Genomic DNA, 24,724 nt, shown 5'->3' with positions numbered 1-24,724 from the left:
GCGTTCGTCACCGACAACGGCGGCTACATCCTGGACGTGGCGGGTCTCGCCATCACGGATCCGGTGGCGCTGGAATCGGAGATCAACCAGATCGTCGGCGTGATCGCCGTCGGCCTGTTCGCCCGCCGCGGCGCCGACGTCTGCCTGCTGGGCACGGGCGACGGCGTCAAGTCGCTGACCTTCTGAACGGGCGGCACGGCATGAACCGCCTGGCGTTCGTTGGCGTGGCCGTCGCGCTGCTGGGCGGCTGTTCCATGTTCCACAAGCAGATGCCGCCGCCGGCCGCGCCGGCTGCCCCCGTGGCCGCGGCCGGTTCTGCGCCGGCCGTCGAGACGATCCCGTTCCGCACGGGCGTGTCGTCGGCGACCGTCGAGAAGATGGCAAAGCAGCAAGGGTGTACGGGCGGGCAGGGCGCCGCGCTGATCACGCAGCCGGGGCCTGTCGAGGTCTATCGGATGCGCTGCGAGGACGGGAAACTGAGCGGGAAAGTGTTCATGGCGCGGTGCGAGTTGCGCCAGTGCAGGCAGATGTAATGTAGGGTGGGCACTCCGTGCCCACGCGTAACGCCAACAATTCGCATGCGTCACGCGTGGGCGGAGGGCCGCCCACCCTACATGATCAGGCGGTCGGGGGAACGTAGCCGGCGGCCTCGTCGGCGCCTTCGCCGAAGAAATGGCGTTCCATCTGCGTCGCCAGGTATTTGCGGGCGCGTGCGTCGGCCATGTTCAGGCGGTTTTCGTTGATCAGCATGGTCTGGTGCTTGAGCCAGCCATCCCAGGCTTCCTTCGACACGCTTTCGTAGATCCGCTTGCCCAGTTCGCCCGGGTACGGCGGAAAGGCCAGGCCTTCGGCTTCCTTGTTCAGTTTGATGCAGTGGACGGTGCGGGCCATGTTCTTGCTCCTGGTTCGTATCTGAAAAATGGGATTATAAGGCCAGCCGCAAAAGCCGGCCCGGCGTCACAGCGGCTTGATCAGGATCTGCGACCTGCGTTGCCAGTTGTACATGTGCGCGCGGTCCTTGGGCAGGTCGTCGACGGTCGCCGGCATGAAGCCGCGCTTCTTGAACCAGTGCGACGTGCGCGTGGTCAGCACGAACAGCTTCGTCATGCCGGCCGCGCGGGCGCGGTTTTCCATGTGTTTCAGGATGCGCTCGCCGTCGCCCTGGGTCTGCGCTTCGGGGCTGATCGTCAGGCAGGCCATTTCCGCCATCTTCGATTCCGGGAACGGGTAGAGCGCGGCGCAGCCGAAGATGACGCCGTCGTGCTCGATCACGGAGAATTGCTCGATCTCGCGTTCGATCAGCTCGCGTGGACGCTTCACCAGCGTGCCGTCCGCTTCCAGCGGTTCGATGAGCTTGATAATTCCGCCGACGTCCTCAATTGTGGCCTGACGGAGGCTTTCCAGGTTTTCGTGCGTGATCATCGTGCCCACGCCGTCGTGGGTGAACAGTTCCAGCAGTGCGGAGCCGTCCAGCGAGAACGGGATGATGTGGGCGCGGTCGACGCCGCTGTTGCAGGCCTTGATCGCGTGCTGCAGGTAGAACGAGGCGTCGTTCGGCAAAAAGCCCGCCTGCAGCACGGCCTCGGCCTGGTGCGACGACAGTTCGCGAATGTCGCCGCCGCCGGCATCCTTCATCAGCGGCGTCTCGGTGATGAAGATGAGCTTTTCGGCATGCAGGGCGATCGCGGCGGACACCGCCACGTCTTCCATCGTCAGGTTGAACACCTCGCCGGTCGGCGAGAAGCCCAGCGGCGACAGCAGGACGATGTTGTCCTCGGTCTCCAGGATGGGCTGGATCTTGACGGCGGCGACCTTGCGCGTGACGCCCGTCAGTTCGTGGTCGACGCCGTCGATCACGCCGAGCGGGCGGGCGGTGACGAAGTTGCCGGAGACGATGCTGATGTGCGCATTCGACATCGGCGTGTTGGGCAAACCCTGGCTGAACGCGGCCTCGATGTCCAGGCGCAGTTCGCCGGCGGCTTCCTTCGCGCATTCCATCGCCGCGCTGTCGGTGACGCGCACGCCGTTGTGGAAGCGTCCCGCGACGTTGCGCAGCGCCAGCTGTTCGGCGACCTGGGGCCGCGAGCCGTGCACGAGCACGACGCGGATGCCGAGTCCGACCAGCAGCGACAGGTCTTGCGCGAGTACGGGCAGCGCACCGGCTGCGACCAGTTCACCGGGGAAAGCGACGACGAAAGTCTTGCCGCCAAAGGCGTGAATATACGGCGCGACGGAGCGCAGCCACTGGACGAATTGGGTAGGGTTTTCCATTTGCCGCATTATAATTCGCTGCGCGACTTGCGCACCAAATCCTCGTAAAAATCAATGTCTGAACAGAGTAACAAGCCCACGCCGAACCCGGCGCGCGCCGCTTCCCCCGACCGCTCCTCGCAATCGCGCGGCGACGCCCGTCGCGGCCCACGTCCGCCCGCGCGCGAGGGCGCGCTCGCGAGTGCGCTCGCACAGGCGCAGACGCAGGGGCACAAACGCGCGCCGCGCGCTGAAGGTGGTGCAGGTGCGCAGGAACGCCCGCCGCGCCAGCGTGACGGCGAAGCGCGCCCGCGCCCGGACCGCGCCGCGCGCGAGGAGGCCCAACGCAATCCCCTCCCGCCCATCACCTTCCCGGAAGACCTGCCCGTCTCGGGCCGGCGCGAGGAGATCGCGAAGACGTTGATGGCGAACCAGGTCGTGATCGTGTCCGGCGAAACGGGTTCGGGCAAGACGACGCAGCTGCCGAAGATCTGCCTGGAGCTGGGCCGCGGCGGGAAGGGCATGATCGGCCACACGCAGCCACGCCGCATCGCCGCGTCGTCGACCGCGAAGCGTATCGCGTACGAACTGGGTTCGCCGCTGGGCGAGCACGTGGGCTACAAGGTCCGCTTCAACGACACGCTGTCGTCGGGCGCCTGGGTCAAGCTGATGACGGACGGTATCCTGCTGGCCGAGACGCAGACCGACCCGCTGCTCAAGGCCTACGACACGATCATCATCGACGAGGCGCACGAGCGCAGCCTGAACATCGACTTCCTGCTCGGCTACCTGAAGCAGATCCTGCCGCGCCGGCCGGACCTGAAGGTGATCATCACGTCCGCGACGATCGACGCCGACCGCTTCGCGCGCCACTTCGGCACGCCGGAGAAGCCGGCGCCCGTCATCGAAGTGTCGGGCCGCCTGTACAAGGTCGAGGTGCRCTATCGTCCGGTGGAACGCGACCAGGAGTTCGCACCTGCCGCCGACGGTAAATCGGTATCGAAGGCGCAGGCCGCGCGCGACAAGCGCGACCTGATGGATGCCGTCGTCGACGGCGTCGACGAGTTGTGCCGCCTGGGCCAGGGCGACGTCCTCGTGTTCCTGCCGGGCGAGCGCGAGATCCGCGACTGCGCCGAGGCGCTGAGAAAACACCATCCGCCGCATGTGGAGATCCTGCCGCTGTTCGCGCGTCTCTCGGTCGAAGAACAGGACCGCGTGTTCCGCACGACGAACGCGCGCCGCATCGTGTTGGCCACGAACGTGGCCGAGACGTCGCTGACGGTGCCCGGCATCCGCTACGTCGTGGATGCCGGCCTGGCGCGCGTAAAACGCTACAGCTACCGCAACAAGGTCGAGCAGCTGCAGATCGAGGCGATCTCGCAGGCCGCGGCGAACCAGCGCGCGGGCCGCTGCGGCCGCGTCGCGGACGGCGTCTGCATCCGGTTGTACGAGGAAGACGATTTCGCGCAGCGGCCGAAATTCACGGACCCGGAGATCCTGCGCTCGTCGCTGGCGGCCGTCATCCTGCGCATGAAGTCCCTGCACCTGACGGACGTGGAGACGTTCCCGTTCGTCGAACCGCCGCAGGGCCGCGCCATCGCCGACGGCTACCAGCTGCTGCAGGAACTGGGCGCCGTCGACGACGCCAACGAACTCACGGGCATGGGCCGCAAGCTGGCCAAGCTGCCGCTCGACCCGCGCGTCGGCCGCATGATCCTGGCCGCCGTCGACAACGTGTGCCTGACGGAGATGCTGATCATTGCGTCCGCATTGTCCGTGCAGGACCCGCGCGACCGGCCCATGGAATACCAGCAGCAGGCCGACGAGAAGCACAAGAAATTCGCCGACGAGAAGAGCGAATTCCTGGGCTTCCTGAAGATCTGGCGCTGGTTCGAGCAGGCCATCGAGCACAAGAAAACGAACCGCCAGCTGCAGGACAACTGCCGCGAAAACTTCCTGTCGCAGGTGCGCCTGCGCGAGTGGCGCGACGTGCACTCGCAACTGCTCACCATCGTGAAGGAGCAGGGCTGGCGCCTGAACGACGCGCCCGCCACGTACGAGCAGTTGCACATGGCGCTGCTCACTGGCCTGCTCGGCAACATCGGTTTCAAGATGGAAGAGGAAGGCGGCACGGCTTCCGGTGGTGCCTACCTCGGCGCGCGCGGCATCAAGTTCCACATCTGGCCCGGTTCCACGTTGGGCAAGAAGGCCGGCAAATGGATCATGGCGGCGGAACTGGTCGAGACGACGCGCCTGTACGCGCGCTGCATCGCCCAGATCCAGCCGGAGTGGGTCGAGAAGATTGGCGCGCACCTGCTGAAGAAATCGTGGGGCGAGCCGCGCTGGGAAAAGCGCACGGCGCAGGTCACGGCCAGCGAGCGTGCCACGTTGTACGGCATCGTCGTGTACAGCCAGCGTCGCATCAACTATGCGCAGCACAATCCGGCGGAGGCACGCGAGATCTTCATCCGCGACGCGCTCGTGGGCGGCGATTACGAGACGCGTTCCCAGTTCTTCGCCCACAACCACAAGCTGATCAAGGAAATCGAGAACCTCGAGCACAAGTCGCGCCGCCTGGACGTGCTCGTGGACGACCAGCTGATCCATGCGTTCTACGATAAGGAAGTCCCGTCGGACGTCGTGAACGGCGCCGGTTTCGAAAAGTGGTACAAGGATGCGTCGCGCGACAACCCGAAGCTCCTGTACCTGAACCGCGAAGAGCTGATGCGCCACGAGGCGGCGGGCGTCACGACGGAGCTGTTCCCGAAGACGATGAACGTGACCGGCATCGAGATGGGCCTCACGTACCACTTCGAGCCGGGCAGCCCGCGCGACGGCGTCACCCTGACCGTGCCGCTGTTCGCACTGAACCAGATCCCGCGCGAGCGTGCGGACTGGCTCGTGCCGGGCATGCTGAAGGAGAAGGTGCAGCTGCTGTTGAAATCGCTGCCGCAAAAGCTGCGCCGCCACTGCGTGCCGCTGCCGGAGTATGCCGCGCGCTTCTTCGAACGCAACGAGGACCCGGTGCGCTTCGGCCGCGGCGACCTGATCGACGCACTCATTGCCGACATCCACGCCCAGACCGGCGTGCGGGTGATGACGACGGACTTCAAGCTGGAGACCCTGCCCGCGCACCTGTTCATGAATTTCAAGGTCGTGGACGAACACGGCCGCCAGCTCGACATGGGACGCAACCTGGCCACGTTGCAGGCGGAGCTGGGCGGCCAGGCGCGTCAGAGCTTCCAGCGCATGGCGGAGACCACGCCGGCCGCCGGCCAGGCGGGGGCGAAGCCGCTCGTTACGCAGGCGGCACCCGCGCCGGCGCCCGCCGCGAAAGGGAAGGGCGCACCGGCGCCCGTACCGTCCGCACCGGCGCCGGCCAGCGCCCACACGAACATCACGGGCTGGACCTTCGGCGAGCTGCCGGAACTGCTGGAAATCACGCAAGGGAAGATCACGCTGATCGGCTTCCCCGCGCTCGTCGACAAGGGCACGCACTGCGACCTCGAGGTCTTCGACGACCCGAACGTCGCGGCGCGCACGCACCGCATCGGCATGCGCCGCCTGTTCGCGCTGCAGTTCAAGGACCAGCTCAAGTTCGCGGAAAAAAACGTGCCGGGCCTGCAGCAGATGGGCATGCAGTTCATGTCGGTCGGTTCGCCGGACGAGCTGCGCGAGCAGATCGTGGGCAAGGCCCTCGACATCGCCTGCCTGCAGGATCCGCTGCCGCACGACGCGGCTTCGTTCAACAAGCGCAGGGACGAGGGCAAGGGCCGCATCGGCCTGTTGATCAACGAGACCGCGCGTCTCGTGGGCCAGATCCTCGCGGAGTTCCACGGCCTGCCGAAGCGCCTGCAGGGCCTGCCGCCGGCCGTCGCCAGCGACATGCAGGCGCAGTTGCAAGGCCTGATCCACAAGCGCTTCGTGGCCGAGACGGAGTACAGCCAGTTGGCGCACTTCCCGCGCTACCTGAAGGCGATGAACGTGCGCCTGGAAAAGCTGCGCGGGAACCCGGCGCGCGACGCGCAGCTGATGGCCGAGTGGCAAACGGCCGCATCGCAGTTCCAGCGCACCGCGAAGAACCAGCCGCTGAAGAACCTCGATCCGCGCATGATCGAGTTCCGCTGGATGCTGGAAGAGCTGCGCGTCTCGCTGTTCGCGCAGGAGCTGCGCACGCCGATGCCGGTGTCGTCCAAGCGCCTGCAGAAGGTGTGGGAGTCGATGTTGCGCTGATTTTTGACATGGCGTTCGGACCTGTCGCTACGGACCTGTAGGGTGGGCATTTGAGGCCGGGGGCCCTCAAATGAAACGTGCCCACGCGGACGCCAACGTGACGCGAACGTCACGCGTGGACACAGGGGGGCCCACCCTACGTACTTTGACATGGCGGGGGCGTGTCGCTACAGTTGACATCCCATCACTATCAGCGACCGCATCATGACCGACCTCGTGCTCGCCATCCTCCACCACCTGATCGTGTTCGGCATCGCGTCCGTGCTGGCCGCCGAACTGGCGCTGATGCGGCCCGCCGCGATGTCGCCGCAGACCGTGCGCTTGCTGGGGCGCTTCGACGCCGCGTATGGCGTGATGGCGCTGGCGATCCTCGTCGTCGGCTTCCTGCGCGTGAAATATGGCGCGAAGGGGGCGGAATTCTATATGCACAACCCGATGTTCTGGGCCAAGATCGGCGCCTTCGCCGCCGTGGGCCTGATCTCGATCCGGCCCACCCTGCGCATCCTCGCCTGGCAAAAACTGGCGAAGGCGGATGCCGCGTTCGTCCCGCCGCTGGAAGAAGTCGGCGCGCTGCGCCGCCAGATGCTGCTGGAGATCCACGTGTTCGCGCTGATCCCGATTTTCGCGGCCATGATGGCGCGCGGGGTCGGGTTCAGCTGACCGTCAGGCGGCCAGCGCCGCGCGGGCCGGCAGCGTGCGCCAGGCCGCCAGGTCACCTGCCAGCCGGCCGACGAACCAGCCGTTGTAGACACCGAACAGGGCGCATACGGCGACCACGAACAGCGTGTCGTGGCGCAGTTGCGGCGCGACGGCCAGCGTGACGGATGCCACGTACTTGGTGAAGAACACGGCCAGCATCATCACGAGCGGGAGGCGGCTGCCGCGCACACGCACGGTGCCTGGGGTGGCACCGACGGCGACGCGTGTGCTGCCGGACAGCCCGGTCAGCAGCGCCGCCGCGGCGGTCGTCAATGCCCATGCAGCCAGCGCCCAGCCACCCAGGCCGAATTTCGTGCCGATGTCTTGCAGCGACAGGATCAACATCACGGCGGGAATGATGACGAGCCTGCGCATTTCGATCTCACGGTCGCGCATGGCGTTCACGCCGCGGTTGACGAGGAAGGCGAGGATCGCCCAGACGTAGAGCGGGGTGTGGGTCAGGATCTGGATCAGCATGGTCGGCTCCGTGATTGGTTGAGTTGGAGCCACTTTGCCAGTGCCCGCGCCACGCCGGGCAGCCATGCGACGAAGCGCCGGCTGGCGGCGCGAGATGCAGTCTGGCGGCGCGAAATGCGGTCGCCCTGCACCGCGGATGGCGTCCGTCAGCGGGGATCCCGTCAACGGCTACGCCGTCACGCTGACGATCGGCGTGTCGCTCTGATGGCGCGCAGGATCACGAACGCATCATGACGACCTGAGTTGCCCGATGACGCTCGCCACCTTGGTGGTGATGACGTCGACCGCAGGGTCGTTCGCGCCGTGGGGCAGGATGACGTCGGCGTGGCGCTTGGTCGGCTCGATGAATTGCTTGTGCATCGGCCGTACGGTTTCGAGGTATTGCCCGACGATTCATCCCCGCATCATACCGGAGACGCGCGAAGGTGCGCGGAGGCCCGGTATTTCAGTCCCCGAGTACCGTGACGACGACGTTGCGATGATGTTCGGCCACCCGATGTTCCCACAGGTAGATCCCTTGCCATGTTCCGAGCAGCAGGCGTCCGTCTCCCACCGGCACGGTGACGCCCKTGGACGTCAGCATCGTGCGCGCGTGCGCGGCCATGTCGTCCGGGCCTTCCGTGTCGTGCTGGTAAGCGGGGTCGCCATCCGGCACGAGGCGCCTGATGATGGTTTCCAGGTCGTGGCGCACGTCGGGGTCGGCATTTTCCGTGATCAGGAGGGAACAGCTCGTGTGCTGGACGAACACGTGTGCGAGCCCGCAGCGGATGCCGGAGCGGGCGACGACGTCGGCGACGGCCGCCGTGATGTCGCGGCTGCCGCGTCCGAACGTGTCGAAGGCGAGCGTGGACTGGTAAGGCATCGGATTTCCTAGCTTTCGCATTTATGCTACACGAACGGCGGCTGTAACAAACAAAAAATCGTGTAAAGATCCTTGAGTATGAAGCTGGGGTAAGATTATTTTCCCCGTATAAATCAATCCATCACCAAGGATCCAATGAAACTGAAGTCTTCCTGCGCCGCTCTCTCCGTCGCCGCCTTCGTCGCCGTTCTCAGCCTTGCCGGATGCGGCGGTGGGGGCGGCGGCTCGTCGTCGAGCACGGTTGCCGTCGCCAATCCGGCCCAGTTCACGGCGACGGACGTCGTCGTCGGCACCGGCGCCGCCGCCTCGAGCGGCAAGACCGCGACCGTGACCTATACGGGGTGGTTGTACAGCGACACGGCGGTCGACCACAAGGGCACGCAGTTCGACAGCGGCTCGTTCTCGTTCACGGTCGGGCAGGGCTAGGTGATCCAGGGCTTCGACCAGGGCGTAGCCGGCATGCTGGTGGGCGGCAAGCGCACGCTGCTGATCCCGTCCAGCATGGGCTATGGCGCGAGCGGCAAAGGTTCGATTCCGCCGAACGCGGGCCTCGTGTTCGACGTGACGTTGACGGCCGTGCAATGACGCGGCGTGCCCGCGCGTGATCTGCGCGGGTCAGGACGATTTGGGCGGCGCGGCGTCATGCAGCACTGCGGTCTTCCCCGCATCCTTCTTCCCGGCGTCCGGTTCCCATCCACCGCCTAGCGCTTTGTAGGCCGCGACGGCCGCGCGCGCGGCGTCCGTTTGCGCCTGCGCGCGGGCGTCCGCCGTCTGCAGCAGCGTCTCGTCGGCACGCAGGACGTCGATCAGGCTCGCGGCGCCGCGCTGGTAGGCGGCGAACGATGACGCGCGGGCGCGTGTGAGGGCGTCTTCGCCGCGCGCGAGGACGGCCGCCTGCTGCTCGTGGTTGAGCAGCGCGGAAAACGCGTTCTCGACATCTTCCGTCGCATGCAGCACGGCGAGCCGGTAAGCGGCGAGCGATTCCGCTTCGCGGCCTTTGGCCTGCCCGATCTGCGCATCGATGCGGCCGAAGTCGAACAGGCGCCAGCGCAGGCCGAGCACGGCCGATGCCTGGCTCGCGCCACCGCTGAACAGGTTGCCGCTGCCGAGCGTCGTGGCACTGCCGAGCAGGGCGCCGAGCGAGAAGTGCGGATAGTATTCCGCCATCGCTTCGCCGATACGCGCATTGGCGGCGGCCACCTGCCGCTCGGCGGCGATCAGGTCGGGCCGGCGCCGCAGCAGGTCCGCCGGGGTGCCCATCCCGCCCATCCGCGGCGCGGCGGGAATCGCGACGGGGGCCTGCAATTCGGCGCGATGCGTGCCCGGCGCGGTGCCGAGCATGATGTCCAGCGCATTCGATGCGGCATCCAGGCCGGCCTGGAGCACGGGGATGCCGGCCTCGGCCTGCGCCAGTTCGCCTTCGGCCTGACGAACCTGGTACTCGGGCGCGACACCCTTGCCATACAACAGCTTCACCTTCGCGAGCAGTTCCTGCCGCGTTGCGGCCTGGCGCTGGGCGATGTCGAGGCGCGCCTGCAGGCCACGGATGCGGATATAGATGTCCGCCGTCTGGGCGGCGACCATGAGCCGGGCCGCGACGGCGCCGGCCTGTGCGGCCTCGGCATCGGCCAGCGCGGCCTCGCGGCCCCGGCGCAGGCCGCCCGCGATGTCGATTTCCCAGCTGGCCGACACGTTCGCGTCATAGGCGTTGCCCCAGCGCTCATTGGCGGGCGTGGCAGCGAGTACCCGGCCGAGCGGCGTCTCCGCGGACTGGTGCGCACGCGCGGCCGAGCCGGTAACGGCGCCGGACGGCAGCAGCGCCGCATCGGCGGCACCGAGACCGGCACGCGCCTGGGCGACGCGTGCCGCGGCCTGGGCAAGGTCGAGGTTCCCGGCCAGGGCCAGCGATACGTAACGGGCAAGGGCGGGGTCGTCGAATCCATTCCACCACGCCGCCAGCCCGGCGGTGGTGGGCGCCGCGCCGGCTTGCGGGAAGGCGGCCTGGCCGACATACCGCTCCGGCAGTGGCGTAACGGGACGATGGTAGGCGGGACCAACGGCGCAACCTGTTGCCAGGAMGGTAAGCGCGGCTGCGGTGAGCAAGCGCGTGGTGGACATGGTGTATCCTTGAAAAAGTTGGTGACGAGTGACCATAATACGCACTAGTCACAATTTGTCAAACCCTGTTTCATCACGCTAAGCTATCGCCATGACCAAAGCACCCAACCCCACCCCCCAATCCCGCGGCCCGTCCGACCACGATGTCCGCACCCAGATCGTCGAGGCCGCGACGGAGTACTTCAAGCGCTACGGCTATGAAAAAACGACAGTCTCGGACCTGGCCAGGGCTATCGGTTTTTCCAAGGCCTATATCTACAAGTTCTTCGATTCGAAGCAGGCGATCGGCGAAGTCATCTGCGCCAACCGTATCGCCGAGATGCGCCGTACCGTCGATGCCGCCATCGTGGACGCTTCCAGCGCGTCGGACCGTTTCCGCCGCATGTTCAAGGCCTTCGTCGACGCGGGATCGCAGCTGTTCTTCGAAGACCGCAAGCTGTATGACATCGCCACGACCGCCGCGCTGGAGCCCTGGCCATCGGTCCAGGCGTATGAGCGCTATGTCGAGGAACGCGTCGCGAACATTATCCGGGAAGGGCGCGAATCGGGCGAGTTCGAACGCAAGACGCCGCTCGACGAGGCAACCGGCGCCATCTGCCTCGTCATGAAGCCCTATATCAACCCGGTGCTGTTGCAATACAACCTCGACCATGCACAGGATGCCGCGCAGCATCTGTCGAGCCTCGTGCTCAGGAGCCTGGCACCATAAAATAACGGTTGTGACTATTGACTTATTTGGTCACTAGTAGAAAAATGGAGGCTTTCCTGCCTGAGGGAGCCTCCCATGTCCATTCGCTCACGCCGTACCCATTTCCTTTATCTGTTGCCGATCGCCCTGGCGGCGTGCGGCGACAAACCAGTGTCCGATCCGCGCACGCAAGCGCCCCTCGTCGAGACGGCGCTCGTCCAGAACGCGTCCACCACGACCCGTTCCTTCACCGGCGTCGTCGGCGCCCGCGTCCAGACCGACCTGGGCTTCCGCGTGTCGGGCAAGGTGTTGCGGCGGCTGGTCGACGTCGGCCAGGCCGTCCGCCAGGGCCAGCCGCTGATGCGCATCGATCCGATCGACCTCGGCCTGCAGGCGCATGCGCAGGCGGACGCGGTCACCGCCGCGCGCGTCCGCGCCAGGCAAGCGATCGACGACGAAGCCCGTTACCGTGACCTCGTGGCGGACGGGGCGGTCTCGGCCTCCGCCTACGACCAGTACAAGGCTGCCGCCGACTCGGCCCGGGCCCAGTTGAGCGCCGCCGAAGCCCAGTACGACGTCGCCAGGAATGCGGCCAGCTATGCCGTGCTCGTGGCGGATGCCGATGGCGTCGTCGTCGACACGCTGGCGGAGCCGGGCCAGGTCGTCGCCGCCGGCCAGCCCGTCGTGCGTCTCGCCCATGCGGGCGCGCGCGAGGCGATCGTGCAGTTGCCCGAAACGGTGCGGCCACAGCTGGGTTCGCAGGCACAGGCCAGGTTGTACGGCAGCGATAACCTCAGCGGCGGCGCGCGACTCAGGCAGCTTGCGGATGCCGCCGATCGTCTGACGCGCACGTATGAAGCGCGATACGTGCTCGACGGCGCGCTGGCGGCGGCCCCGCTGGGCGCGACGGTGACCGTGCGCCTGGCGGGGGATGGCGCCGACGTGGCCGCGGGGTTGCAGGTGCCGGCCGGCGCCGTGTTCGATGCAGGCAAGGGCGCCGGCGTGTGGGTCGTATCGGGCAACCCGGCCCGCGTGGCGTGGCGTGGCGTGCGGGTGCGCGGCATCGGCGATGACACGGCGCGCGTGGAAGGCGAGCTGAAGACTGGCGATCGCGTGATCGCACTGGGAGCCCACCTGCTGCGCGATGGCGACGCCGTGCGTATCGATGGCGCACCGCAGATGGTCGCCTCCGCCGCCGGGACGCACGCGGGAGGTGCGCAATGAGCCGCGAATCGAGCAGTGAAGCGAGCCACAAAACGAGCAGTGAAACGAGCCGCGCAGTGAGCCGTTTCAACCTGTCGGCGCTGGCCGTGCGCGAACGGTCCGTCACGCTGTTTTTGATCCTGTTGATATCGCTGGCCGGCGTGCTCGCCTTCCTGAAGCTGGGCCGCGCCGAAGATCCGCCGTTCACGGTGAAAACGATGACCGTGGTCACGGCCTGGCCCGGGGCCACCGCCCAGGAAATGCAGGACCAGGTGGCCGAGCCGCTGGAAAAGCGCATGCAGGAATTGCGCTACTACGACCGCAGCGAGACCTTTACCCGCCCGGGCCTCGCGTTCACGACCGTGACCTTGCAGGACAGCACGCCGCCCGCCGCCGTGCCGGACCAGTTCTACCAGGCGCGCAAGAAGCTGCACGATGCTCAGGCCGAACTGCCGGACGGCGTGATCGGCCCGATGGTGAACGACGAATACGCGGACGTCACGTTCGCGCTGTACGCATTGAAGGCCAGGGGCGAACCCCAGCGCAAGCTCGTGCGCGACGCGGAAGCGTTGCGCCAGCGACTGCTGCACGTGGCCGGCGTCAAGAAGGTCGACATCATCGGCGAACGGGCCGAGCGCATCTTCGTGTCGTTCTCGCATGAACGCCTGGCCACGCTCGGCATCGCCCCGCAGGATATCTTCGCGGCGCTGCACGCGCAGAACGTGCTGACGCCGGCCGGTTCGATCGACACCAGGGGCTCGCAGGTGTTCCTGCGCCTGGACGGCGCGTTCGACGAATTGCGGAAGATCCGCGAGACGCCCATCGTGGCGCAAGGCCGCACCCTCAAGTTGTCCGACGTCGCGACGGTGGAGCGCGGCTACGAGGATCCGGCGACGTTCCTGATCCGGAATAACGGCGAACCCGCGCTGCTGCTGGGCGTCGTGATGCGCGACGGCTGGAACGGACTCGACCTGGGCAAGGCGCTGGACGCCGAGGTGACTGCCATCAACGGGCACATGCCACTGGGCGCGAGCCTGACGAAGGTCACCGACCAGGCCGTGAACATCAGCGGCGCCGTCAATGAATTCATGGTCAAGTTCTTCGTCGCGCTGCTCGTCGTGATGGTCGTCTGCTTCGTGAGCATGGGCTGGCGCGTGGGGCTGGTGGTCGCGGCGGCCGTGCCGCTGACCCTGGCCGCCGTCTTCATCGTGATGGGGGCCACGGGCAAGAACTTCGACCGCATCACGCTTGGTTCCCTGATCCTGGCGCTGGGCCTGCTGGTCGACGACGCCATTATCGCCATCGAGATGATGGTCGTGAAGATGGAAGAGGGTTACAACCGCGTGCAGGCATCGGCCTATGCATGGAGCCACACGGCGGCGCCGATGCTGTCCGGGACGCTCGTCACGGCGATCGGCTTCATGCCGAACGGCTTCGCACGGTCGACGGCTGGCGAATACACGAGCAACATGTTCTGGATCGTCGGCATCGCGCTGGTCACGTCGTGGGTGGTCGCGGTCGTGTTCACGCCGTATCTTGGTGTGAAGCTGCTGCCGGAGATTCCGAAGGTCGAAGGTGGGCATCATGCCATCTATGACACGCCGAACTACAACCGGTTCCGGCGCGTGCTGGGCACCGTGATTCGCCGCAAATGGCTGGTCGCGCTGATCGTGGTCGGCACGTTCGGGCTGGCCGGCGCCGGCATGGCCGTCGTCAAGAAGCAGTTCTTCCCGACGTCCGACCGGCCGGAAGTGCTGGTCGAAGTGCAGATGCCTTACGGGACGTCGATCGAACGCACGTCGGCGGCGGCGGCGAAGGTCGAGGCCTGGCTGGCGCGCCAGAAGGAAGCGAAGATCGTGACGTCGTATATCGGCCAGGGCGCGCCGCGCTTCTACCTGGCGATGTCGCCGGAGTTGCCGGATCCATCGTTCGCCAAGATCGTGATCCGCACCGACGGCGAGGCGGAACGGGACGCCCTCAAGCTGCGCCTGCGCGCCGCCATCGCGGACGGCCTGGCGCCGGAAGCCCGGGTGCGCGTTACGCAACTGGTGTTCGGGCCGTATTCGCCGTATCCGGTCGCGTTCCGCCTGTCGGGCCCTGACCGCGACACGCTGCGCGCCATCGCCGGCCAGGTCGAAAACGTCCTGCGCGCCAGCCCGCAGATGCGCACCGTGAACACGGACTGGGGCACCCGCGTGCCGACCTTGCACTTCACGCTCGACCAGGACCGCCTGCAGGCCGTCGGCCTGACGTCGAACGGCGTCGCGCAGCAGCTGCAATTCCTGCTGAGCGGCGTGCCCGTCACCGCCGTGCGCGAGGACATCCGTTCCGTGCAGGTGGTGGCGCGCGCGGCCGGCGACGTCCGCCTCGATCCGGCCAAACTGGGTGCGTTCACATTAGTCGGCGCCGCCGGCCAGCGCATCCCGCTGGCGCAGGTCGGCACGGTGGATGTCCGTCCGGAAGAGCCGGTGCTGCGCCGGCGCGACCGCATGCCGACGATCACGATTCGCGGCGACATCGCCGACGACCTGCAGCCGCCGGACGTGTCGACGGTGATGTGGAAGAAGCTGCAACCGATCGCCGCGGCGCTGCCGCCCGGCTACAAGCTGGAGATGGCGGGTTCGATCGAGGAGGCCGGCAAGGCGAATGCGGCCCTGTTGCCGCTGTTTCCGATCATGGTCGCGCTGACCCTGTTGATCATCATCTTCCAGGTGCGCTCGATCGCGTCGATGATCATGGTGTTCGCGACCAGTCCCCTGGGCCTGATCGGCGTCGTGCCCACGCTGCTGCTGTTCCACCAGCCGTTCGGCATCAATGCGCTGGTCGGCCTGGTGGCCCTGTCGGGCATCCTGATGCGCAATACGCTGATCCTGATCGGGCAGATCGAGCACAACCTGGCGGAGGGGTTGACGCAATTCGACGCCGTCGTCGAGGCGACGGTGCAGCGGGCGCGTCCCGTCATCCTGACGGCGCTGGCGGCGATGCTGGCGTTCATCCCGCTGACGCATTCCGTGTTCTGGGGCACGCTGGCCTACACGCTGATCGGCGGGACGTTCGCCGGCACCGTCATGACCCTCGTGTTCCTGCCCGCGATGTACGCGATCTGGTTCCGCATCAAACCGGCCCCGGCGCAGGCACACGCGCCGGCGACGGTCAAGCATGGCCTTGAACCCATCAATTGAAGGAGAATGACATGTCGAGTAAAAAAGTCGTAGTCGTGACCGGTGTCTCATCCGGCATCGGGCGGGCGGCCGCGGAACGGTTCGTGGCGGCCGGTTGCCAGGTCTACGGTACGGTGCGCAGCAGCGCGACCGCCGTTGCCATCCCCGGCGTGCAGCTCGTGGAGATGGACGTGCGCGACGCCGCTTCCGTCGACCAGGCCATGCGCCTCGTCGAGTCCCGCGCCGGACGCATCGACGTGCTGGTGAACAATGCCGGCATGTCTCTCGTCGGCGCCGTGGAAGAAACGTCGATCGCCCAGGCGCAGGCGTTGTTCGACACGAACGTGTTCGGCACGCTGCGCACGATCCAGGCCGTATTGCCCGTCATGCGCCGCCAGCGCGCGGGCCGGATCGTCAACCTCAGTTCCGTGCTGGGATTCCTGCCCGCGCCCTACATGGGGCTGTATGCGGCCTCGAAGCATGCCGTCGAAGGCCTGTCCGAGACGCTGGATCATGAAGTGCGCACCTTCGGTATCCGTGTCGTGCTGGTCGAGCCGGCGTACACGAAAACCGGCCTGGACGCCAACGCGCCGCGCGCCGCGTCCGCGATCGCCGCCTACGACAAGGAGCGCGACACCGTGTCCCGCGCCATCGCCGCCAACGTCGGCAAGGCACCGGATCCGGATGGCGTGGCCAGGACGATCGTCGATGCGGCACTGGGGCGCTGGAAGATGCGCCGGACGCCACCGGGCCAGGCGTCCATCCTGAGCAAGCTGCGCCGCTTCATGCCGGCGGCCCCGGTGGATTCGGCCATCCGCAAGGGCCTCGGCATGGTGTGAGCGTCAGGCCTTGCGCTTCAGATAGCCGTGCATGCCCAGCCAGCGCGAGAAGGCGTCGAACCAGCCCGTGCTGGTGGTCGTCTTCTGGTACATGCCGAAGCCGTGGCCGCCCTGTTCGAACAGGTGGAACTCGACGGGGCGTTTGGCTGCGCGCCAGCTGTCGATGAGGCCGAAGCCGCCGTTGCCGAACAGCGGATCGTCCGCCGCCAGCGCGATGAACAGCGGCGGCGCGTCGGCCGGCACGGTGACGGCGGCCAGCGGCCCGTAGATGTCGCCGATGAACGCGGGCTTCGCGTCCTTGCCGTGCAGCGTGGTTGCCATCGTCAGCATGGCGCCGGCGGAAAAGCCCACCATGCCGATGCGGTCCGGATCGATGTGCCACGCCTGCGCCCGGGCACGCACGAGCGCGAACGCGGCGCGCGCGTCGGCGATCTGCGGCGCCAGCGTGGCGGCGGAGTCCTGCGGCGACGGCGGCCGCGGCCGGGCGGTACCCGAGAACATCTTCCGCGAGTCGCCCTCGAACGCCGCCATCTCCTGCGGCGTCTGGTTCAGGCGGTACTTCAGCACGAACGCGGCCACGCCCTGGTCGGCCAGCGCCTTCGCCACGTCCCAGCCCTCGTTGTTCATCGACAGCGTCTTGAAACCGCCGCCGGGCGCGACGATCACGGCGGCGCCCGTCGCCTTGGCCGGGTCGGGCAGGAACGGGGTCAGGGTGGCGACCGTGACGTTGCGGGCGAAGACGCTGCCGTACTGGCTGTGCCAGCTTTCCTGCGCCTTGGCGCCGGGCAGCGCGCCGGTGTTCAGCTCGATCGCGCCGGGCTGCGCCGGTATCGCGATCGGCGTCATCCTGTCGTTCTGCGCGTGCGCCGGGGTGGCGAGCGCGTACGCGCAGGCGATGGCGGCGGCGCCCAGGAGCCGGGTGAATCGTTGGGTCGTCTTCATGTGTAGTCTCCTTGTTGTCGTAGCCAGTAGGGTGGGCACCCCGTGCCCACGTGTGACGTTTGCGTCATGTTGAATTCCGCGTGGGCACGTTCGTATGTGAGGCCCCCGGCCTCACATACCCCACCCTACGGCTCTTATTGCGCCAGCAGGACGGCCTGCTTCAGCACGAGCGCCGCATCCTGCTGCGCGACGCCGGTGCCCGGCTGGCCCGAGCCGACGCTGAGCCTGTACTGCCCGGGCGTCAGCTGGCGGACGCCGTCGCGCGTGACGAAACTGAGGTCGCGCGGCGACAGGCGGAAGCTGACCAGGCGCCGTTCGCCCGGCGTCAAGCGGAGCCGCTGGAAGCCGCGCAGTGCGAGGCGCGGCGCGCCGTCGAACGCCGGCGGCGCCAGGTACAGCTGCGCGACCTCGTCGCCCTCGCGCGTGCCCGTGTTGGCGACTTCCGTCGTGACGACGATGCCGTTCTCGGGCGCGCCGCCGACGGGTTCCACGCGCAGCGGGGCGTAGCGGAAGGTCGTGTACGAAAGACCCGCGCCGAACGGATAGACCGGCGTGCCCGCGTAGTAGCGGTAGGTGCGACCCTGCATGGAATAGTCGTCGAACGGCGGCAGGTCGGCGAGGCCGCGGTAGAAGGTGAGGGGCAGGCGGCCGCCCGGATCGGACTTCCCGGCCAGGACGTTGGCGACGGCCAGGCCCCCGGACTGGCCCGGATACCAGGCTTCCAGGATGGCGCCGGCATTGTCCTTCGCCCACGACAGGTCGACGGCGCTGCCGTTCATCAGCACGACGACGAGCGGTTTGCCCAGCGCCTTCGCCCGTTCGAGCAGGGCGCGCTGGTCCGCCGGCAGGTCCAGCGACGTCTTGTCGCCGCCGGAAAAGCCGTCCACCTGGACCGCCATCTCTTCGCCTTCCAGGTCCGACGTCAGGCCGACGACGGCGACGACGACGTCGGCATCCGCCGTCCCTGCCCGCAGGTCGGCGTCGGGCGCCGTCGATACGCGTTTCCAGAACAGGCCCGGCATGCCCGAGGACCCGGCCTCGGCCTGGAAGCGCAGCGCATAGCGCTGGCCCTTTTCCAGCCGCACTTTGGTGAGCTTCAGCGGTTCGCCCCACTGCGAATACGCCGTGGCCTGGACGATGGGCTTGCTGGCGACCGTCAGCTCGCCCTGCACGCCCGTCACGCCGATCCGGTACATGCCCGATTCCGGCGCGACCAGGTAGCCGGTCCACACGACCTTGTGCTTGTCCGCGACGTCCTTGAACTGGAGCGCGTGCGATTCCAGGCCCGGCTCGACGCGGGTGGCCACCGGCTTGCCGTCGTACTTGTCGCCGCTGCGGTTGAAGTAGTCCGCGCGCAGGCCCGGCTTGCCGTCCGGCGTGCGCAGGGCCTGGGTCGGCACCGGGTCGCCGTCCGTGATCGACGCGCCGGCCGGCACGAGTTTCACCTGGGCGCGCGGCAGGGCGCGGCGCAGGCCCTCGACGACGGACACGGGCGGCGCCGACTGCGTCGACGAATAATTCCCGCGCAGGACGCGCGTGGCGTCGGCCAGCGGGCCGATCACGGCCACCTTCACGCCTGGTTTGAGGGGCAGCACGCCATCGTTCTTCAGCAGCACGAGGCTCTTCGTCGCGGCCTGCAGGGCCAGGTCACGGTGCGCGGGCGTGTCGATGGCGGTGACCGGGGTGTTGTTGGTCGCGCGCTGGGTCAGGCCGGCGAGGTCGCCGTTGCGGTAGCGTGCCGCGAACAGGCGCACGAGCGCCCCGTCGATGTCGCTCATCGAGATCAGGCCGCGCTGCCACGCCTCGCGGTAGCGCGCGCCCAGGTTGGGCACGTCGCCGAGCGTCTGCGTGTTGCATTCGTTGTCGGTGCCGGCCTTCAGCGCGACGGCGACGGCCGCGGCGGGATCCGGCGCGTACTTGTGGTGTTGCGAGATGTCCGTCACCGCGTCGCAATCGGAGACGACATAGCCCTTGAAGCCCCAGGCGCCGCGCAGGTGTTCCTTCATCAGCAGGTCGCTGCCGCAGGCCGGCTGGCCGTTGATGCGGTTGTAGGCGCACATGATCGAGCCGGCCTTCGCATCGACGATGGCGGCGCGGAACGCGGGCAGGTACGTATCCTCGAGGTCGTGGCGCGACACGAATACGTCGGCCACGTGGCGCGTCGATTCCGGCCCGCTGTGCACGGCGAAGTGCTTGGGCGTGGCGACGACGTGCGGCAGGTCCGGGTCCGGTCCCTGGATGCCCTGGATGAAGGCGACGCCCAGCTGCGCCGTCAGGTACGGATCTTCGCCATAGGTCTCCTGGCCGCGGCCCCAGCGCGGGTCGCGGAAGATGTTGATGTTCGGCGACCACGTGTCGAGGCCCGTGCCGATCTTGCCCAGGTGCCCCGTCTGCCGGCCCAGCGTGTGCAGCGCGCGCACTTCGGTGCTGATCGCGGATGCCACCTGGTGCACGAGCGGCGCGTCGAAGCTCGCCGCCAGGCCGATGGGTTCGGGGAAGTTCGTCGTGGGTACGGGGCCCAGCGCGCCGTGCAGCGACTCGGTCCACCAGTTGTAGGCGGGAATGCCGAGGCGTGGCAGGGCGGGGGCCACGTTGAGGAGCTGGTCGATTTTTTCGTCCAGCGTCATTTGCGTGACGACGGCCCGGGCGCGCGCGTCCGCATCCGTGCGCGCGTCGGGCGATGTGGTGGATTGTGCCGCGGCCGGCAGCGCCGCTGCGAGCATCACTGCGCCGCATGCCGCGGTGCGCCGGATGCCTCTCGCGTAGTCTCCTGCGTGACCAATTCGCTTGGTCTTATCTTTTTGCATGGGATTGACCTTGAAAGGTGGTATGGCCGATGTCGGCGTCCGAGCCAACGTGAAGCCCGACATCGGAACGCGTGTTATGCCATCGGATGGTCTCCGCACATGGTAGGTGGAAAAAGAATGATTGCGATAACAGAATTGCCCGGCTCAACACCATCGTTGGGTTACATCCCGCAACCGTGGGTCGATCACGGCACGGGAAGGAACAAACGGGCAGATTGAGCCGAGCGAGGGACAATGTAGTGCATGAATTGTTCGGAAGCTAATCACTTTTTTATGTGGATCGATCTTTGAATGGTGATCGGTAGCCTGTGGAGTGCTGCTGTTACGTAACATTAATGTTATGCGCTCACATTTTTCACGCGTGCGCAGCTGATGTTGTGCTCGCGCATCGCCCGGAACATGTCCTTACGCGCCAGCCGTTGTTTCATTGAGGAAATTCAAAGTTGAGTCCATAATGGGCTCGACAGTGGACTTTCCAGCCGGCGTTTCGTCATGCCTTTCCCTCACCGCCTCGTTTCGCTTCTGCTCGTGGCCGCAACGGCGCTCGGGACGGGCGCGCACGCCGGTCAGCCCACCGTCGATCCCCAGGCGGAAGTGGCAACGATCTGGGAGCTGGCCCAGGATTCCCTGCGCGCGGCGCTCGACCGGGTGCAGGCCGCGCGCCGCGACCTGGGTCCGGACGCGCCTTACGAGGCAAGGCAAAAACTGTTGCTGACGGAAGCCTGGATCAGGGATGACCTGGGCCAGCTGGACGTGGCGTACACACTGCAACGCGAATCGCTGCAACTGGCGCGGGCCCACCACGACGCGGCGGGTGCGTCGCTGGCCATGGTGGCCCAGGTCCGCGAACTGGTCGACGCCCATCGGCTGGACGACGGGCAGGCGCTGCTGGACAAGATCGTGGCGCAGGCGCCGAAGGATGCATCGTTGATGTTCAGGGTGGCGGTTGAACGGGTGCAGGGCGACATCTTCAACCTGCGCGCCCGGTTCGACGAGGCGCTGGCGGCCTATCTGCGCGGCCTGAGCATGGTGCCGGGCGATCCCGGCGAGAGCGGCAGGCGCGCCATATTCTACGGCCGTATCGCCCAGGTGTACGTCAATGCGGACAATCCCGGCAAGGCGGTCGAGAGCGCCGACCTGGGGCTGGCGGAAAAGAAGATGTCGCTGCGGCCGCTGGCCTCGCTGCAATTCACGCGGGCCATCGCCCTGGTCAGGCTCGATCGCGATCGCGAAGGCATCGCCGCGTTCGAGAATGCGCTGGCGACGGCGGAGCGCGCCGGGCTGCAGGGCATGGAAGCGTCGATCCGGGGCAATATCGCGGACTATTATCTGCAGCACCGGAACTATGTCCGCGCGGAGGCCGAGTCGCGCAAGGCCCTGGTCGTGTCGGAGAAAGGCAACGACCAGAACGTCATCCAGATGGCGCGCGCCAACCTCGGTTTCGCCCTGATGGGGCAGGGCCGCATCGCCGAGGGCCTGCCCTGGGTCGACGGCGTCATCGCCCACATGCGCAAGGAAAAGCTCAACGCGGACCTCGAGGCGATGCTGGACGAGAAGGGCCACATGCTGGAACGCGCGGGCCAGCACCAGCAGGCGCTGGCGATCGTCCGCGAGCAGCAGGCCTTGCAACAGCAGAGTGCCCGGGCCGCGCGCGACCGCGCGATCGCGGCGCTGCAGGAAGAATTCGACGCGCACCGCCGCAGCCAGCAGATCGCGCTGCTGCAGCGCGAGAACCGGCTGAAGGATGCGGAACTGGACAAGCGGCGCACGGTGCAGATCGCGACCACGTTCGCCGCCGTGCTGACGGTGCTCGCCGGCGCCGTCGTGTACGTCATGTACCGGCGCGCGGCGCGCAGCAACGCGCGGCTGAAGGAACTCAACGCGCAGCTCGAATTCCGCTCGTCGCACGACGCGCTGACGGGCCTGCACAACCGGCGTTCGCTGACGCAGCGCATGACGGGCCGCGCCCCGGACGGCCGGGAAGACCGCCGCAGCGGCGCACACGCCGGCGTCGACTGCTTCGTCCTCATGGACGTCGATCACTTCAAGAGCATCAACGACCGCCGGGGACATGGCGCGGGCGACGCCGTGCTCGTCGACGTGGCGCGCCGGTTGGCCGCGGCCGTGCGCGACACGGACATGGTGGTGCGCTGGGGCGGCGAGGAATTCCTGATCCACGCGCCGGGCACGGACCCGGACTGCGTCGCCACCATGGCGGGACGCATCCTGGAGTCGGTCGGCGCGACGCCGGTCGATATCGGCCATTGCCGGATTCCGGTGACGCTCACGGCGGGCATCGTCGCGCTGGCGCCCCCGGCCGACGACGCCTTCGACTGGCAGGCGGCCGTGCGCCTGGCCGACTGGGCGCTGTACCAGGGCAAGGCGCAGGGCCGCAATCAGGCCCGCATCGTCACGCGTCTGTGCGCGCCCCTTGCGACCGTGATGGCCGCGCTGGAACAGGACGACGCTGGCCGCAGCGCGGCGGCGCTGCTGGCGGTCGACTGCGTACACGGCCCGCGCCAGGATCCGGAGCAGCCGGCGCAGGCCGCGCGCGTGACGGACGGCGGCGCGCGGCAGCCCGTGGGCGCTACCGGTTCGCCCGCACGCGCCTGACGCGGCCGGGGCGCTTACCCGCGCCGCGCCGCTTCGATCGCCGCGACGTCGATCTTCTTCATCGTCATCATCGCGTCGAACGCGCGCTTCGCCGCGGCCCGGTCGGACCCGGTGACGGCATCGAGCAGCACCCGCGGCGTGATCTGCCACGACAGGCCCCATTTATCCTCGCACCAGCCGCATTCCTTTTCGCGTCCGCCGTTGCCGACGATGGCCTGCCACAGGCGGTCCGTTTCTTCCTGGCCATCGGTCGTGACCTGGAACGAGAACGCCTCGCTGTGCCGCACGCCGGGGCCGCCGTTCAGGCCGAGGCAGGGGATGCCCAGGACCGTGAATTCGACCATCAGCACCGTGCCTTCCTGGCCGGCGGGATAGTCGCCGGGTGCGCGATGGACGGCGCCGACGGCACTGTCGGGGAATGTCTGCGCATAGAACGTCGCGGCGTCCAGTGCATCGTGGTCGTACCAGAGGCAGATCGAATTCGTGGCCATCGTGTTTTGCTTTCAAAAATGTGAGCACAAGTGCTCACTGTTCTCTTCCTGCCCCGAGCCGTCCTGCTGACCGTGCTCGTGCCTGGCAGGCGTCACTTTCCCTCCTCCCGCCAGCCCATCGCAGGCGGCAGTGCCCGGCGTCAYCGCCCGGCTCGCCAAGGGTAGCGCAGTTTGCGCCGCGTCGGCGCCGGTTGCGAGCCGTTGCAGATTGGTCGCCGCGTTCACGTCGCGGTCGTGATGCGCGCCGCACGCGGCGCAGGTCCAGGTGCGTTCGCCCAGCCCCAACGCGGCGTATCGGTCGCCGCACGCCGAACACAGCTTGCTCGACGGATACCACCGGCCCGCAAGCACGAGTTGGGTACCATAGCGCTCGGCCTTGTACTGGAGCTGGCGCCTGAATTCATAAAATCCGACGTCGCTGATCGCACGCGCCAGGCGGGCATTGGCCAGCATCCCGCGCACGTTCAGGTCCTCAATCACGACCGTTTGATTTTCGCGGCACAACCGGGTGGTCAGCTTGTGCATGAAGTCGGCACGCACGCGGGCGATGCGCTCGTGCAGCCGCGCCARCGCGCGGGCGCCACACGTCCTGTTCTTCGATTCCGGCAGCTGTGTGCCTTTCGGGATCGGTCCCTTGATCCCCGCAGCTTTCCTGGCCGCTTCCAGTTTGCGCGACTGGCGCCGCGAGCGAATGCGCAGGCGACGCAGCGCCGCAGCGAGCGGGCGCGGTGCCGCGATCTTTTCGCCATTCGACAGGGTAGCGGCCGCGCTCACGCCCAGGTCGACGCCGGTAATGCCGTCACCCGTACGGTACAGGCGCGCAACGTGTTCAGGCACGTCGACCTGCACCGCCAAATACCAGTGGTCGGCGTGGCGCCCGACACTTGCCCCCATGATCCTGCCCGGCCAACACAGATGCTCGCGTAGTTGCACGCGCCCGACTTTCGGCAACACGGCCTCCGTTCCTTCGATGCGGAATTTATCGTTTGCAATATAAAACGCATCGCGACAACGCCCTTTCTTCTTGAAACGCGGCCGGTGCACCTGTTGGCCCGTGCGGCGCCGGTCGAAGTAGCGGGACCACGCTTTTGCCAGGTTCGCGAAGGGTTGCGCGTGGGCGTCGCGGTGGATGGTKCGCAGCCAGGRCTGCCCGTCGTCGTCCAGCCAGTCCGGATCCGAATACTTGATGCGATTGAACTGCTTCTTCAGTGCCATCGCATTTGGTTTCTGGCCGGCAGCGACCTGGCGGTTCCACTCGGCGAGCGCCCAGTTCCAGACGCGCCGGGCGGTACCGGCAGCGCGCGCGAAATAGTCGCGCTGCGCAGGTGTCGGATCGAGTCG

22 protein-coding genes are annotated in these 24,724 nt (G+C 67.4%); 12 read left to right on the top strand and 10 right to left on the bottom strand.

What is annotated here, in order from left to right:
• On the top strand, window positions 1-186 hold a 186-nt coding region (locus tag AC1DYX_RS10420; protein WP_477258743.1), incomplete at its 5' end, for a ribose-5-phosphate isomerase A.
• A 14-nt stretch (window positions 187-200) separates the two neighbouring features.
• A complete protein-coding gene (locus tag AC1DYX_RS10415) occupies window positions 201-533 on the top strand; it encodes a hypothetical protein (RefSeq protein WP_477258742.1) in 333 nt (110 codons plus the stop codon).
• 85 nt (window positions 534-618) lie between these two features.
• Here the strand turns inward: AC1DYX_RS10415 and AC1DYX_RS10410 are convergent, their stop codons facing one another.
• Both AC1DYX_RS10410 and argA read right to left on the bottom strand, forming a co-directional pair.
• Window positions 619-891 (bottom strand): oxidative damage protection protein, encoded by a 273-nt coding sequence (locus AC1DYX_RS10410; RefSeq protein ID WP_029756863.1) that lies wholly within the window; start codon window positions 889-891, stop codon window positions 619-621.
• A gap of 66 nt (window positions 892-957) precedes the next feature.
• Complete coding sequence (gene argA / locus AC1DYX_RS10405) at window positions 958-2,271, bottom strand: amino-acid N-acetyltransferase (RefSeq protein ID WP_477258741.1); 1,314 nt, start codon at window positions 2,269-2,271, stop codon at window positions 958-960.
• 54 nt (window positions 2,272-2,325) lie between these two features.
• On the opposite strand from argA, the gene hrpA reads away from it, so the two are divergent.
• Window positions 2,326-6,483, top strand: coding sequence for an ATP-dependent RNA helicase HrpA (gene hrpA / locus AC1DYX_RS10400; RefSeq protein WP_477258740.1), 4,158 nt, complete (start codon window positions 2,326-2,328; stop codon window positions 6,481-6,483).
• 204 nt (window positions 6,484-6,687) lie between these two features.
• On the top strand, window positions 6,688-7,143 hold the full coding sequence (locus tag AC1DYX_RS10395; RefSeq protein ID WP_477258739.1) for a DUF2214 family protein: 456 nt from the start codon (window positions 6,688-6,690) through the stop codon (window positions 7,141-7,143).
• A gap of 3 nt (window positions 7,144-7,146) precedes the next feature.
• On the opposite strand, the gene AC1DYX_RS10390 is transcribed toward AC1DYX_RS10395, so the two are convergent.
• Complete coding sequence (locus tag AC1DYX_RS10390) at window positions 7,147-7,659, bottom strand: DUF6622 family protein (RefSeq protein ID WP_477258738.1); 513 nt, start codon at window positions 7,657-7,659, stop codon at window positions 7,147-7,149.
• A 64-nt stretch (window positions 7,660-7,723) separates the two neighbouring features.
• On the opposite strand from AC1DYX_RS10390, the gene AC1DYX_RS10385 reads away from it, so the two are divergent.
• Window positions 7,724-7,864 carry a hypothetical protein gene (locus AC1DYX_RS10385; protein ID WP_477258737.1) on the top strand — a complete coding sequence of 47 codons (141 nt, stop codon included), beginning with the start codon at window positions 7,724-7,726 and terminating at the stop codon, window positions 7,862-7,864.
• Between the two features lie 23 nt (window positions 7,865-7,887).
• On the opposite strand, the gene AC1DYX_RS10380 is transcribed toward AC1DYX_RS10385, so the two are convergent.
• Window positions 7,888-8,019 (bottom strand): hypothetical protein, encoded by a 132-nt coding sequence (locus tag AC1DYX_RS10380; protein ID WP_477258736.1) that lies wholly within the window; start codon window positions 8,017-8,019, stop codon window positions 7,888-7,890.
• An 85-nt stretch (window positions 8,020-8,104) separates the two neighbouring features.
• Complete coding sequence (locus AC1DYX_RS10375; protein WP_477258735.1) at window positions 8,105-8,521, bottom strand: secondary thiamine-phosphate synthase enzyme YjbQ; 417 nt, start codon at window positions 8,519-8,521, stop codon at window positions 8,105-8,107.
• Between the two features lie 135 nt (window positions 8,522-8,656).
• Here AC1DYX_RS10375 and AC1DYX_RS10370 point away from each other — a divergent pair, with 135 nt between their 5' ends.
• Window positions 8,657-8,947 carry an FKBP-type peptidyl-prolyl cis-trans isomerase gene (locus AC1DYX_RS10370; protein WP_477258734.1) on the top strand — a complete coding sequence of 97 codons (291 nt, stop codon included), beginning with the start codon at window positions 8,657-8,659 and terminating at the stop codon, window positions 8,945-8,947.
• Entirely contained in the window at window positions 8,948-9,106 is a 159-nt protein-coding gene (locus tag AC1DYX_RS10365; protein WP_477258733.1) for an FKBP-type peptidyl-prolyl cis-trans isomerase, read from the top strand.
• A gap of 30 nt (window positions 9,107-9,136) precedes the next feature.
• Here the strand turns inward: AC1DYX_RS10365 and AC1DYX_RS10360 are convergent, their stop codons facing one another.
• Window positions 9,137-10,639, bottom strand: coding sequence for an efflux transporter outer membrane subunit (locus AC1DYX_RS10360; RefSeq protein ID WP_477258732.1), 1,503 nt, complete (start codon window positions 10,637-10,639; stop codon window positions 9,137-9,139).
• A gap of 91 nt (window positions 10,640-10,730) precedes the next feature.
• Here AC1DYX_RS10360 and AC1DYX_RS10355 point away from each other — a divergent pair, with 91 nt between their 5' ends.
• From AC1DYX_RS10355 to AC1DYX_RS10340, 4 genes are all read left to right on the top strand, one after another.
• On the top strand, window positions 10,731-11,348 hold the full coding sequence (locus AC1DYX_RS10355; protein ID WP_477258731.1) for a TetR/AcrR family transcriptional regulator: 618 nt from the start codon (window positions 10,731-10,733) through the stop codon (window positions 11,346-11,348).
• Window positions 11,349-11,423: 75 nt separating this feature from the next.
• Window positions 11,424-12,551, top strand: coding sequence for an efflux RND transporter periplasmic adaptor subunit (locus tag AC1DYX_RS10350; RefSeq protein ID WP_477258730.1), 1,128 nt, complete (start codon window positions 11,424-11,426; stop codon window positions 12,549-12,551).
• Window positions 12,552-12,607: 56 nt separating this feature from the next.
• A complete protein-coding gene (locus AC1DYX_RS10345; protein WP_477258729.1) occupies window positions 12,608-15,712 on the top strand; it encodes an efflux RND transporter permease subunit in 3,105 nt (1,034 codons plus the stop codon).
• Window positions 15,713-15,723: 11 nt separating this feature from the next.
• Window positions 15,724-16,530, top strand: coding sequence for an oxidoreductase (locus AC1DYX_RS10340; protein WP_477258728.1), 807 nt, complete (start codon window positions 15,724-15,726; stop codon window positions 16,528-16,530).
• Between the two features lie 3 nt (window positions 16,531-16,533).
• On the opposite strand, the gene AC1DYX_RS10335 is transcribed toward AC1DYX_RS10340, so the two are convergent.
• Together AC1DYX_RS10335 and AC1DYX_RS10330 are read right to left on the bottom strand one after the other, a co-directional pair.
• Window positions 16,534-17,472 (bottom strand): alpha/beta hydrolase, encoded by a 939-nt coding sequence (locus AC1DYX_RS10335; RefSeq protein ID WP_477258727.1) that lies wholly within the window; start codon window positions 17,470-17,472, stop codon window positions 16,534-16,536.
• Between the two features lie 134 nt (window positions 17,473-17,606).
• The gene (locus AC1DYX_RS10330; RefSeq protein WP_477258726.1) at window positions 17,607-20,195 is read right to left on the bottom strand and encodes a glycoside hydrolase family 3 C-terminal domain-containing protein; all 2,589 of its coding nucleotides are present in this window, start codon (window positions 20,193-20,195) and stop codon (window positions 17,607-17,609) included.
• A gap of 576 nt (window positions 20,196-20,771) precedes the next feature.
• On the opposite strand from AC1DYX_RS10330, the gene AC1DYX_RS10325 reads away from it, so the two are divergent.
• On the top strand, window positions 20,772-22,892 hold the full coding sequence (locus AC1DYX_RS10325; RefSeq protein ID WP_477258725.1) for a GGDEF domain-containing protein: 2,121 nt from the start codon (window positions 20,772-20,774) through the stop codon (window positions 22,890-22,892).
• Between the two features lie 14 nt (window positions 22,893-22,906).
• On the opposite strand, the gene AC1DYX_RS10320 is transcribed toward AC1DYX_RS10325, so the two are convergent.
• Together AC1DYX_RS10320 and AC1DYX_RS10315 are read right to left on the bottom strand one after the other, a co-directional pair.
• Entirely contained in the window at window positions 22,907-23,383 is a 477-nt protein-coding gene (locus AC1DYX_RS10320; protein ID WP_477258724.1) for a VOC family protein, read from the bottom strand.
• A gap of 12 nt (window positions 23,384-23,395) precedes the next feature.
• The coding region (locus AC1DYX_RS10315; RefSeq protein ID WP_477258723.1) for an RNA-guided endonuclease InsQ/TnpB family protein at window positions 23,396-24,724 on the bottom strand (1,329 nt) is incomplete at its 5' end.

This window comes from Massilia sp. P2_C2, from assembly GCF_056404615.1.
This window is presented reverse-complemented; position numbering and strand designations above follow the sequence as displayed.